Annotated in this window: 18 protein-coding genes and 1 pseudogene; 16 read left to right on the forward strand and 3 right to left on the reverse strand. The window is 28.8% G+C overall.

All coding sequences use genetic code 11. The features are described 5' to 3' along the window. Positions 1-1,236, forward strand: coding sequence for a peptidase U32 family protein (locus ACX6CF_RS06035; protein WP_458784407.1), 1,236 nt, complete (start codon positions 1-3; stop codon positions 1,234-1,236). Positions 1,237-1,329: 93 nt separating this feature from the next. After that, positions 1,330-1,629: pseudogene (locus ACX6CF_RS06040) on the forward strand (sigma-70 family RNA polymerase sigma factor); the annotation flags it as partial. Here ACX6CF_RS06040 and ACX6CF_RS06045 read toward each other — a convergent pair. Beyond that, positions 1,546-3,345: a recombinase family protein gene (locus tag ACX6CF_RS06045; RefSeq protein ID WP_458784408.1), complete on the reverse strand. Its 1,800-nt coding sequence runs from the start codon at positions 3,343-3,345 to the stop codon at positions 1,546-1,548. The pseudogene ACX6CF_RS06040 and the gene ACX6CF_RS06045 sit on opposite strands and share 84 nt — an antisense overlap. Positions 3,346-3,942: 597 nt before the next feature. Between ACX6CF_RS06045 and ACX6CF_RS06050 the strand changes: the two genes are divergently transcribed. The 5 genes from ACX6CF_RS06050 to ACX6CF_RS06070 all read left to right on the forward strand — a co-directional run bounded on the left by ACX6CF_RS06050 (position 3,943) and on the right by ACX6CF_RS06070 (position 6,888). After that, a complete protein-coding gene (locus tag ACX6CF_RS06050) occupies positions 3,943-4,296 on the forward strand; it encodes a hypothetical protein (RefSeq protein WP_458784409.1) in 354 nt (117 codons plus the stop codon). Between the two features lie 241 nt (positions 4,297-4,537). Then, the gene (locus ACX6CF_RS06055) at positions 4,538-4,762 is read left to right on the forward strand and encodes a helix-turn-helix domain-containing protein (RefSeq protein WP_458784410.1); all 225 of its coding nucleotides are present in this window, start codon (positions 4,538-4,540) and stop codon (positions 4,760-4,762) included. Positions 4,763-4,931: 169 nt separating this feature from the next. Then, on the forward strand, positions 4,932-5,063 hold the full coding sequence (locus tag ACX6CF_RS06060) for a hypothetical protein (protein WP_458784411.1): 132 nt from the start codon (positions 4,932-4,934) through the stop codon (positions 5,061-5,063). 164 nt (positions 5,064-5,227) lie between these two features. Continuing rightward, on the forward strand, positions 5,228-6,712 hold the full coding sequence (locus ACX6CF_RS06065; protein WP_458784412.1) for a radical SAM protein: 1,485 nt from the start codon (positions 5,228-5,230) through the stop codon (positions 6,710-6,712). 20 nt (positions 6,713-6,732) lie between these two features. Next, positions 6,733-6,888, forward strand: a complete 156-nt coding sequence (locus ACX6CF_RS06070; RefSeq protein ID WP_458784413.1) for a hypothetical protein — start codon at positions 6,733-6,735, stop codon at positions 6,886-6,888. Positions 6,889-7,043: 155 nt separating this feature from the next. Here ACX6CF_RS06070 and ACX6CF_RS06075 read toward each other — a convergent pair whose 3' ends face one another. Continuing rightward, positions 7,044-7,943: a BRCT domain-containing protein gene (locus tag ACX6CF_RS06075; RefSeq protein WP_458784414.1), complete on the reverse strand. Its 900-nt coding sequence runs from the start codon at positions 7,941-7,943 to the stop codon at positions 7,044-7,046. Between the two features lie 164 nt (positions 7,944-8,107). Beyond that, the gene (locus ACX6CF_RS06080) at positions 8,108-8,476 is read right to left on the reverse strand and encodes a helix-turn-helix domain-containing protein (protein ID WP_458784415.1); all 369 of its coding nucleotides are present in this window, start codon (positions 8,474-8,476) and stop codon (positions 8,108-8,110) included. A gap of 155 nt (positions 8,477-8,631) precedes the next feature. Here ACX6CF_RS06080 and ACX6CF_RS06085 point away from each other — a divergent pair, with 155 nt between their 5' ends. The 9 genes from ACX6CF_RS06085 to ACX6CF_RS06125 form a co-directional block, all read left to right on the forward strand. Continuing rightward, the gene (locus tag ACX6CF_RS06085; protein WP_458784416.1) at positions 8,632-8,832 is read left to right on the forward strand and encodes a helix-turn-helix transcriptional regulator; all 201 of its coding nucleotides are present in this window, start codon (positions 8,632-8,634) and stop codon (positions 8,830-8,832) included. Between the two features lie 112 nt (positions 8,833-8,944). Beyond that, the gene (locus tag ACX6CF_RS06090; RefSeq protein WP_458784417.1) at positions 8,945-9,169 is read left to right on the forward strand and encodes a hypothetical protein; all 225 of its coding nucleotides are present in this window, start codon (positions 8,945-8,947) and stop codon (positions 9,167-9,169) included. A gap of 125 nt (positions 9,170-9,294) precedes the next feature. Continuing rightward, positions 9,295-9,573, forward strand: a complete 279-nt coding sequence (locus ACX6CF_RS06095; protein WP_458784418.1) for a hypothetical protein — start codon at positions 9,295-9,297, stop codon at positions 9,571-9,573. A 37-nt stretch (positions 9,574-9,610) separates the two neighbouring features. Beyond that, positions 9,611-10,174: a hypothetical protein gene (locus ACX6CF_RS06100; protein ID WP_458784419.1), complete on the forward strand. Its 564-nt coding sequence runs from the start codon at positions 9,611-9,613 to the stop codon at positions 10,172-10,174. Between the two features lie 162 nt (positions 10,175-10,336). Next, positions 10,337-10,507: a DUF6906 family protein gene (locus ACX6CF_RS06105; RefSeq protein ID WP_458784420.1), complete on the forward strand. Its 171-nt coding sequence runs from the start codon at positions 10,337-10,339 to the stop codon at positions 10,505-10,507. After that, a complete protein-coding gene (locus tag ACX6CF_RS06110; RefSeq protein WP_458784428.1) occupies positions 10,507-11,064 on the forward strand; it encodes a helix-turn-helix domain-containing protein in 558 nt (185 codons plus the stop codon). Before ACX6CF_RS06105 ends, ACX6CF_RS06110 begins: the two co-directional genes overlap by 1 nt. Before the next feature lie 59 nt (positions 11,065-11,123). Beyond that, positions 11,124-11,432 (forward strand): hypothetical protein, encoded by a 309-nt coding sequence (locus tag ACX6CF_RS06115; protein WP_458784421.1) that lies wholly within the window; start codon positions 11,124-11,126, stop codon positions 11,430-11,432. Beyond that, a complete protein-coding gene (locus tag ACX6CF_RS06120; protein WP_458784422.1) occupies positions 11,425-11,580 on the forward strand; it encodes a hypothetical protein in 156 nt (51 codons plus the stop codon). The genes ACX6CF_RS06115 and ACX6CF_RS06120 overlap by 8 nt, the downstream gene beginning before the upstream one ends. Before the next feature lie 59 nt (positions 11,581-11,639). Further along, positions 11,640-11,990: hypothetical protein (locus tag ACX6CF_RS06125; RefSeq protein WP_458784423.1), on the forward strand; the 351-nt coding region annotated here is incomplete at its 3' end.

Below are 11,990 nucleotides of genomic sequence, written 5' to 3' on the forward strand. Positions count from 1 at the left end.
TTGAATAAACCAGAATTACTAATACCTGCAGGAAGCTTAGAAAATCTAGAAGTAGCTATTTTATATGGTGCTGATGCAGTATATATAGGAGGACAACATTTTGGGTTAAGAGCAAAAGCAAAAAACTTTTCTATGGAGCAGATGAAAGAAGGTATTGTATTTGCTCATAAAAATAATGTTAAAGTTTATGTTACAGCTAATATAATTGCTCATAACGAGGATATTGATAAAGTTTATGAGTATTTAGAAGAAATAAAAGAGATAAAGCCAGATGGAATGATAATTGCTGATCCTGGTATCTTAACTATTGCCCAGGAAATGTTGCCTGATATGGAGTTGCATCTAAGCACACAAGCCAATAATACTAATTATAAAAGTGTTAATTTCTGGCATAACATTGGTGTTAAAAGAGTAGTTGTTGCTCGTGAACTATCGTTTAAAGAAATAAAGCAGATTAAGGAAAACAGTCCAGATACTCTTGATATTGAAGCTTTTGTGCATGGAGCTATGTGTATATCATATTCTGGAAGATGTCTATTAAGTAATTATATGGCTGGTAGAGATGCTAATAAAGGTGAATGTACTCATCCTTGTAGATGGCAATATCATCTAGTTGAAGAAACACGCCCTAATGAATATATGCCTGTTTATGAAAATGAAAGAGGGACTTATGTATATAATTCAAAAGACCTATGCATGTTGGAATATGTCCCTGAGCTTATTGATGCTGGTGTTAATAGTTTTAAGATAGAAGGTAGAATGAAAACACAATTATATGTAGCAACTGTTACAAGGACATATAGAAAAGCTATTGATGATTTTTTTGAAGATGAAACTAAGTATAAAAATAATATTCCTCATTATTTAGAGGAAATCAAAAAATGTACTCACAGAAAGTTTACAACAGGTTTTTATTATAATAAACCAGATGAAAAAGAGCAGATATATAATAGTAATACCTATATAAGGAGTTATACTTTTGTGGGCAAGGTATTGGAATATGATATAGACAATCATATAGTTACTATACAACAAAGAAATAAATTCTGTGTTGGAGATGAAGTAGAGTTTATGGCTACAGATGGTGAAAATTATGTAACTACCGTTAAAGAAATGTGGAATGAAGAAGGCAATTTAGTTGAGAGTGCTCCACATCCTAAACAAGTTATAAAGTTTAAAATTGATAAAGAATTCCCGAAAAACACAATAATTAGATTAAAAAGTAAAGAATTTTAAGTGGAAAGGCACTTTCTGAGTATTTTATTCATAAACTGTTATGAATACATATTTAGAGGTGCTTTTGTTTTGCTATTCAATTTTTTAACATTCATTTTACCAGGGTTCTATTTTACAACATCTCAATCATTCCCTAAACCATTATCAAGTGTTGAAGAAAGGGAATATTTAATTAAGTGTAAAGATGGAGATATGCAAGCGAGGAATATTTTAATTGAGAGGAATTTACGCTTAGTTGCTCATATAGTTAAAAAATATAATACTACAGATAGGGATATGGATGATCTAATATCTATCGGAACAATAGGTTTAATAAAAGCAATTAGTACCTTTAATATAGATAAAGGTACTAGGCTGGCTACTTATGCTGCTAGGTGTATAGAAAATGCTATCCATACCAATAGACGCATCAAGCTTATTGTATGGATAGCCCTTATTATTTAGTTTTTTTTTACCAAAGAAGTTAACTTCTATTTTATCTCCATCCCAGTATATACTTGATACTACGTTATGTAGCAGTTTCTTCTTTTCTTCAGTATCAGCTGAATCTATTGATTTAACAAAATCAGTAGCTGACTCATTAAGCATGGATATATTTATTAATTCATTATTTAATTTAGCTAGTGATAATTCTGTGTTAAGCTCATTTTGTAGTTTTATATTTTTTTTATCTAGTTCTTCAATCTCTTTAATTATGTATTTAGAAGCTGTACTATTTTCATTATCAGCTAATTGTTTAACTAAATGATTAATAGATTTTTGATTATTATTAATCTGTATCTTAACTTTTTCACGTTCTTTCTCTAATTCTTTCTTGAGAGAGTTTATATTATTTCTATTATCCTCAACATCACTTAATAGACCATCAGGAGCATTAAAAAACTCTTTTATACGTTCTACAACGAATCTATCACCATAAGGACCATTCAGGTTATTATTATCACAACGATTACTTCTAGAGGTATCTTTCAATGTACATACATAATAATAATTTTTGGTACCATCTTTTCTCATATGTCCATGTTTTACACGCATAGGCTGACCACACTTACTACAGCGAATTAAACCAGATAAAAGACCAACGGATGATGTACCCTGTCTTGGTGCCTTATCTCTATTCTTTAACAACATATTTTGTGTTAATACCCATTTCTCACCTTCAATGATACCTTTATGCTTACCAAGAGCTGCAATCCATTCACTTGGATCACGTAGCTTATTACTTCTATTCTTTTTCTCTATAGTCTTGTTATACACCATAACACCGTGTTTTCCATTGAACTTCTCTTTATCAGAAAATATCTGACAACCTATACTATACAAATAATTATATGTATCTTCATCTCCTATAGCATAAACAGGATTAATTAGTATCGCTCTTATTGTATTCTTATTGAAGTCTTTATTCTTCTTAGATTTGATATGGTTTTGTAAGCAGTATGTTTCTACTCGGGCAAGACTTTTGAATTCTAAGTATTTATCATATAGTAATTTAACAAGATTCAACTCTTCTTTTATAGGGGATAGTTTATACATTGTACGTTCTTTCATATCTCTATCAATATATTCAATAGCTTCAGAGTAAAACCCAGTTGGAGTGATACCACCAAGCCATCTTCCAGTTTCAGCCAGTGATAGCATATTATCTTTTATTCTCTCAGCTGCTGTTTCTCTTTCTAACTGAGCAAAAACACTTGATATGTAGATCATAGCACGACCCATTGGAGTAGTAGTATCAAACTGTTCTTTTATAGAGACAAATGATACATCATATTTATTAAGCATTTCAAGAGTATCAGAGAAATCAGCCACAGAACGACTTATTCTATCCAAGCGATAACATATTAAGACATCAAATCTATTAGCTTTAACATCTTTTATCATCTTCTGAAAAGCAGGTCTATTAATATTACCACCTGAAAAACCTTCATCGTGATATATTAAGCTATCATCAACAGTATATCCTTTTGAGATAGCATATTCTTTACATAGTTGAATTTGATTTTGTATAGATTCACCTTTACCAGTGAATTTGGATTTCCTTACGTATATTCCAGTTATCATATTATTCACCCCGATAATATATTTCGAATAATTATAATATAACATATCTTGGGTTGTATTATCTACTGTTTTTTATTATCTTGATAGAATTGGTAATACATATAAATGGTATATTCAAAAGAAAAATATCTACTGGAAGTGATTTGAAAGAGATATTAATAAAAGTATACTAACTTAATGAAATTATATTTAGATGATAGTAATTCTAACTAATAATAATATAGCAGAGTTAAAAAGATAAATCCCTACTTATAGATGAAGGAATAGATTTATTAGATGTAATGTCAATAAAAAAACAAATTAATAAGTATATTATTTAAGTCTATCATTTAATTTAATAGGCTTTACTTTTGTAGAAAATTGAATTAATCATTTATTACCAAGGGTTAATATACAATCTAAATTATACTAATTCCTAAATAAATTAAGGTTAATTATATAAAAATTAATAATAAAAGAAAAAGAATAATAACTATTTTGAAAAAAACATATTGGGAGTATAATATACTCATCTTGCAAGATATATTAAACATATAATAATAAGAAATATCTATAAATTTATTAATTGTATTAATATAATTTACTCATAAAGAATTATTATTATAATGTGCTAACAAATTAAATAAGAAGGAGAGAATATATATGAAAAAACAAGTTATAAGTTTAATGATGGCTGTATGCTTATTATTTACATTTAGCTTAACAGCAAATGCAGCAGTTAAAGACGGTATTACATATTATGCGGTGGGATATAATAGTAATACTGGAAAAGTAGGTGCTGCAATGTATTCAGATAATGATGATGAGAATTTTGAAGTTGTACTAAAATATTATGATCTTCATAATGAATATATTGATACAGAAACATATATCAAAAAAGATACATCAACCATAGAATTTTATGATGTTGTTCCAAAAAATGCAAATCACGTAGTGATTAAATTTTATCATAATAATAAAAAACTTGATGAAGTATGGTTATCAACAACAGATTAATATCGTTACTATAATAACTTACTAAATAATCAACAAGTATGTTATAAAAGATAACAAAAAATACTTGATAGTTATGAACGTTGAAATAAAGCTTATCATATGTGATAGGCTTTATTTTTTGTACGTTAAGTATGTTGTACTATTTTATGGTAAAGTTTCTTGTCACGTATTTGTGACCACATATTTTCTTAGCCATTATTTTATATTTTAATGGAATCCGTAATATATAATTAGTATAATTATGAACACAATATATAACGGATGTGACTTGACATTGGAGATATTAATCAAGGAATATAGGCTAAAAAAAGATTTATCAATAAGAGATTTAGAAAGAATATCAGAGATTAATCGTTCTGTGATATCTAGAATTGAAAATAATAAAACATATTATCCGAATATATTTACTGTCTGTAAATTAGCTACAGCACTAAAAATATCCCTTAATGATTTAGTAAAATATTAAATGGTTGCTCCAAAGCAACCAAATGTATATTATAATAAATTCATATTAAAGAATTATTTAGTATGGGGGTAGGGCAGAGTAATATACATAATAATAATTAAATATTAGTTGAATGTTTATTCATATAATAACAAGCATTAGAAGCTCTATCTTCAATGGAGGAATGAATTTGAATAAACAACTATTACAAATAATCCAAGAAGAACTTCAACAGTATGAAGAAGTGAATGACATGAAATCAGACATAATTATTGACATTTTAGATAGACTTATTGAAGAAGGCTACAGTGATGAACTGTAGCCTTTAATAGTATATATATTTTATTGAATTACCAGAAAAGAAATAGTTAACGATAGTACTTAAATCATATAAAGGAAGAGGTTATAGCAACGATTAATGTGCATAAAGATTGGTATTAAGGTTATACTTAGAATATAGTAAAATCATAGGAAGTGAAATTATTCATGATAAAGAGTTGTAATAGAATTACTCCCGATAAACCCTTAAATAAATCATCATTTCTCTTTGGATATCTGTTTGAATCTGATAAACACAATTTTATATTAGACCTGCATACAAATAGAATATTTTACTTAGAAAATACAGAATGTGAACTTATTAAGAAATATTTGGATGGGGATAAATTAGAGAATCTTTCAAATATGTACCCTCAAGAAATATCCGAATTTAGAGAATTACAAAATGAAGGATTATTTTGCAATATAGCTCCAAGAGGTCTTGAATTTGGGATGAAGTGGGAAAATATCTTTGATAAGATATTACATGAAAGAGAAAGAACTGTTATAGAAATAACTCAACAATGCAATTTGCGCTGTAAATACTGTACTTTTGGTGGAGGATTTATTGATCATAGACACCATACTTCTAAGGTAATAGATGATGAAACACTAACACAAACTGTGGAGAGTGCATTTAGTCATAGTGATAGATTAGATGAAATATCTATTGGCTTTTATGGTGGAGAGCCTTTGTGTGCGTTTGATAAAATAAAGAAAGCTGTTACATTAGCCAATAGAAAAAACAGTACAAAAAAAATCAGATTTTCATTAACAACTAATGCTACACTTATGAACAAAGAGAAGGCAGATTTCTTTAAAAAATATGGTTTTTCTATTATTGTAAGTTTGGATGGTCCTAAATATATCCATGATCATTATCGTGTATATCCAGATGGTAGAGGAAGTTATTCAGATACAATTAATGGATTAAAAATTCTTTTAGATACTTATCCACCAAATATGCAGCATAAAATAAGTATTAACATGGTTGTACCATCATTTGATTGGATTCAGTATCTTGAACAACTATGGGAAGATGAACCTTGGATTCCAAGTTCAATACGAGCAAGAGTTTCTTTAATGAATATTTCTGATATATTATATATTGAAAAACCTAAGCACAATACTAATAATCTTAGTTTTAGAGATGATTGGATGTTATCAGTTAAAGATGAAAAGATTCAAGAAAGTATCTTAGCAAAGGATATTTTTGATAAGCCATTAGCAAAGTTGCATAAAAGAAATATTTTTTCGGGTTATAGAAATACCTTTTTTCCAAATGGCTGTTGTATTCCTGGTGTTAGAAAAATATTTGTTGGAGTAGATGGAGTATACAGAATATGTGAAAGAGTACATGGTGTCCCATCTATTGGGTCAATAAAAACAGGAGTTGATTTATTACAGATTAAGCGTATTGTGGACGAGTATTGCAGTTTATCTTTTTCTGATTGTAAAAATTGTTTTGCAATAGCTAATTGCAATCTTTGTTATCAACATGCTTATGAAAGTAATAAATTCAGCATAGATAAAAAAAGAGAGTTTTGTAAAAATAAGAGAGAATCATTAAGGAAATTATTAAAGACATATGCAATGATAAGTAATAGTTATCCACATAAGCTTGATGAATGGGATGCTATTAAAATTAAATAATATTAATATGGAGGATATTTATGAAAGAGCTAAATAAAACAAAAAAAGGATTAATCAATTCAAAACAAGAAGAAGGGAAAGCAACTTGCGCATGTGGTTGTGCTTGCAACTCAAAAACAGACACAGATAGTACAGGCGAGGATGCTTTTGATAGTGGATGGGAGGCTAATAATTAATAATAATAGATAGAAAGATTCTAAATAACGAAAATATAGTGTTATATGGTTCTATTAGGGGAATTCATATAACACTTTTTTATTGTGGATTAACTCGTACAAATATATTAAAAATAGCAATATATCTTATTAAAGTATAATAAAAAGGAAGATAATCAACCGACTTTAACATCCTCAACATATTTCCAAAAATCGTTTTCATGTATAATTTGAATAGGTAATCCTTCTTTACGATTGGCTACAGCTTTTTCAACTTTTCTGCCATAACAAGCAAAAGCCCAACAAGGATTTCCTTCATCACCAATTACAAGATATCTTGTTTTTTTAGTTACGCTGTTACTAAAAATTCCTCCTAGTGATTCGATAATTTCTTTTATTTCACTTCTTTTCGTTCTAGATGATGTACCAGTAAAACAAAAAGTATTATTAAGGATAACTACACTAGGGTTCAATACGCAAATACCATTTATTTTAATATTATCCTTTAATGTATCAATTTCTTTTTGATTAATATTATAAGAAACGGTAGTATCAACAAATTCACTTAAAAATATTTTTAACTGTTTACGTTCATCTTCATCAATTTTACCATCTGATATAATGGATGTAACTAAACTATAAAGTTCATCATAAGGATAAGTATCAGCTAAATGTTTATTATCCTCTAGCCAATATTGAAATTTATATATTTCATCATTAGTTATAACGTTGTCTGATAGTATTCCATGAATCAATCCATGTAATTTTTGAATATCAGAAGTTACTATATCATAATAAACACTATCTGATTTAAAATTATTACATACCCAAAGAATATCTTGAATCTCATCATTAGTTAATTCATTATCAGATATAGATTCTTCTAAAAAAGGGATTAGTTCATTAAAGGGGTTTCTATCTATAAATTCCCTATTAAGACTACACCAATTAGTTAATTCATTTATTTCATCCCTAGTTATTATTTTATCTATTGCTATTCCAATAAGTATTCCTTCCAAAGTGTGAAGACTCTTATCAAGTTCACTTTTAAATGTAAAATGTTTGCCTTTTGACATATATAATACCTCCATTCATAATTTTATGACTTTTTAAATTGTGGTTGAAGTAATAATGATATTGAATTGTTATTATAGTTTTATAAATAAAAACAGAACTACATATGTAGCTCTGCTTAGTGTCAGATTATAATGTTATTGAGCTTGAATTTTTTTAGTGGAATTTATAATTTACTTAAATCAATAGCATGTCCTATTAATTTTTGAAGCCATTCAATTTTTTCCTCTGTTAATTCTTCATCTTTTGTTATAATACCTTTTTCAATTAACAAATTATGAATTTTCATAGAAAGATTTTCCGTACTATTTGTTATTTCCTTAGATTTTTCGTTGGTGTCTGAACCTATTAAATAATCGACAGAAACATTGAATAATTTCGATAATGTAATTAATTTTTCGTAATCAGGTTGTTTACCTTTAGTTTCATATCCTGCTATTGTTGCCCTACTTACACCAAGATGATTTGCTAAATCTTGTTGTGTCATATTGTTAGAAGCTCTTAAATATTTTATAATATCATTAAAATTTTTCAAATACAACACCTCTTTCATTAATAATAGTAAAAAATGTGTCTGTAGTAAACTCTTTGTTCCTATTATCCACAAATATATATAAAAGTATTGACAATGTGTCGAAAGGGAACTATAATTGAAGAAAGTTCCTTTTTGACACGGGAGGAGGTGAAATTATGAGAAAAGAATTAAAAGACGCTAGATTAAGAAAGAATTTTACTCAATTACAAGTTGCAAATTTAGTGGGTATTGATAGAAGTTCTTATAGTAATATTGAAAGAGGTAACAAGAATCCATCTTATCAAGTTGTAATTAAACTAAAAAAAATATTAGATGTAGAAGATGATAAAATTTTTTTGGATATTAATGTGTCGTAAAGGAACTTTTATGACTAATATTTCATTTATAAAGTATTAATTATTTATACTTACAATATTAGACAACTAGTAATACATATAAATTATAAAGGTTACTTAGGAGGGTTTGTTTATGTCAAGAAAACCACCGGAAATTAAAGTAGTATGTAAATTTCCAGAAGGGGAAGAGAAAGAAGGTATTCAACGTATAAATGATGCTTTATGTAAATTTTACGCAGATCAATTATTAAAGGTAGTAAAAGAAAATTATCCAGAGCATCAATGGTATGATGCATTAGATTATTTACATAATAGGTTAGAAAAACAATTTATAGATGATGGATTAATTACTAGATAAAAGGTTTATAAAAGATTTCAGTTAGTACTCTAATATAAGTTTTATCTAGGATATCTAAAAAGATACTAAGGATAATTATACATAAGATTATTAAAAAAACCAGAAAGATAGAAAGGAGCAAATTAGTGAATAATGTTAAAACTAAGGACGAGCAATCAAGAACTTGTTCTAACTGCGCCAATAACACCAAAGATGGTTGTATTGCAATGAGTAGGAAAATAGGAACTAATTGCTTTGCTTGGTGTGATAATCGGGAGCGTATACGTAGAATTGACGATATGATTAATTACTCTGGTGGGTATCTAGTCAGTCAGAATAATCGGCGATTGTTAACACAGAAGAGAAAGTTAGTACAAGCTATTAATGAGACTAAGAAGAGTGACAAGCTTAAAGTAATTATCTAGCAATGAAAATAGTAAACCAAGAGCAGGAGGTAATACAGTGAAAAGTTATAAAGAAATTGCACAAATGTTAGAAAAGTACATTGATAGATTGATGGTTAACGTAAGTGAAGCACTTTCAAAAGACGTAGCATACACAATGGAGATATGGAATACTTCAATAATCAGATCAGATAAGGAAGAAAGCAATTTCTCCAACAATGAAAAGTTGAATCTCTATACCAAGATGCTTAAGTATGCTGAGACACTTTTACAACCATCATTAGACATTCCTAATAAATACGGAGCATACAGAGGGTTATATGTGTTTCATATCTATACAACAATGAAAGAAAATCTAGAAGAACTACAAAGTAGTATCAAAGAAGCTGAGAAGGAGCAACACAAGTTGGATGATGATATTAAAAGTAGTGTTGATTTTATCGTATTTACATTGATACAAGATGAATATACAGACCAAGAAGTAAAGACAATCTTATCAAAGGTGAAAGAAATAATGGCAGACCCTAGTAAGCAACCAAAGTTCATCAAGTGTAAGAAGTGTGGTTATAGGTTCTGCCAAGATGAAGATAATTATTGTACTTCATGTGGTAATAAGATGTGATTTAAGAAGTGAATAGTGTTTTGATACATATTTAAGAAGTGATTTAACTTGTACTTATTATATCAATATAACCTGTAGTAAAGAAATAGCTTAAGTTACACAGTATGTAGTTTTATAAGTGATTTTTTACTATATGAGTATATAAAAAGGGAGATGATTTTTTTGAAACATGGTAAAAGACCAACCAGAAGACAAAAGATGCTGATAGGAAATAAGAAACTAAATCATAGTAACTGGTTAGTAGTCAAGGATTGTGCTGATTCGTTTGTTATCGTACATAAGAAATCAGGTAAGGTCAAGAATTATCCAAAATTGAGAGGAGTTGTCATGTGATGTGTGTTGTAGACATCATCAAATCTACAAGAGAGCAGCTAGGGTTGAATCAGAATGAAATAGCAGTGAAGATTGGAGTCGCACCTAGTACATATGGGGCATACGAGAGAAAAGAAAGAAATATGCCAGATGATATTATTATGGCTCTTGCCAATGAGTTAGGTTCACCATCCATTATTGCTGAATACACCTATGAAAGAAATACAGAATTCTTCAATGTACCACTACTCAATAACGTAGACAAACATCCACATATAGTAATTGACAGTCTAATAGAAGAAGCCAGTGAAATGATAAAGGCATTAATGGTTATCAAGAAAATCACCAAAAACAAAACCAATGTATCACAGTTCAACGAAGAACAGTATAAAGAATTACTAGATGCAGAGGAACAAGTAGGTGATGTATATTCAGCTCTTAAAATGCATTTTGTAACTATGGATACATACGGTGTCAATGTCAAGGAAATAGAAAAAAGATGTAACAGAAAACTAATATACAAAGGCTATATAAGAGGAAATAGACAAAAAAAGAAGCCCTTATATAAGAGCCATTAAAATAAAATATCTTAAAGAAATTATACCATAGATTAAATAGATAAGGAAGGTGCTATTTTATGAATGATCAATTGATGAAACAAATGTTTATAATGAATGAGATTATGAGAATTACTCTACTGGTAAACAATCTAAGCGAATATGACGTTTTTATTAATTATTACGGACATGTGAATGAAATGGAGTTCACAGTCTATGAAAATGGGTGGCACAATAATGAAGTCCCAACTAAGAGATTCAATGTAAAGTTTGATAGCACTGATGGCGGTTTTTCCATGCTTAGTACCATAATAAATTATCTTCAGTATTTATACATGAAAATAGATATAACAGACTTAATGAAGGAAGGAGCTGAATCTTTTGTATAGTAGAGGTTTCATCATAGGAATTATCATTGGAATCATATCAGTATGGACTATCAAGAAAATCAAGAAGTACATACATGAAAGAAAAAAGTGGAAAACATTTGTCACTAAGATGAATGCAAAGTTGAGAGCAGAACAGATGAAAGTTTGAATCAGTATCTAAGTATTGCATTGCAATTAACAATAAAAAGATAAGAAAGGGTGAAAAACATGAGTGACATTGATTACTTCAACATTGCCAAGATGGCACAAGGAGCATTAGTTGAACAATTCGACGTTGAATTTGAAAAAGTCTTAGACAACATAGCAGACCCAAACACAGCAGCAGAAAAAGCTAGAAAGATAACAATAGAATTCTCCATAAAACCTAGTTCCAGTAGAAGAACAGCAAATGTATCATTTCAGACAAAATGTACCTTGATACCTGCTGCCAAACTCAAGACAGAAATAGCAATAGGTAGAGACACAGACGGAAAACTAGTAGCAGAAGAATTCACAGGTGGAATACCAGGACAAATGTCAATCAATCTTGATACCAAAGAAGACAATAATAATGACAGT

It is taken from the genome of Vallitalea sediminicola, assembly GCF_054408565.1.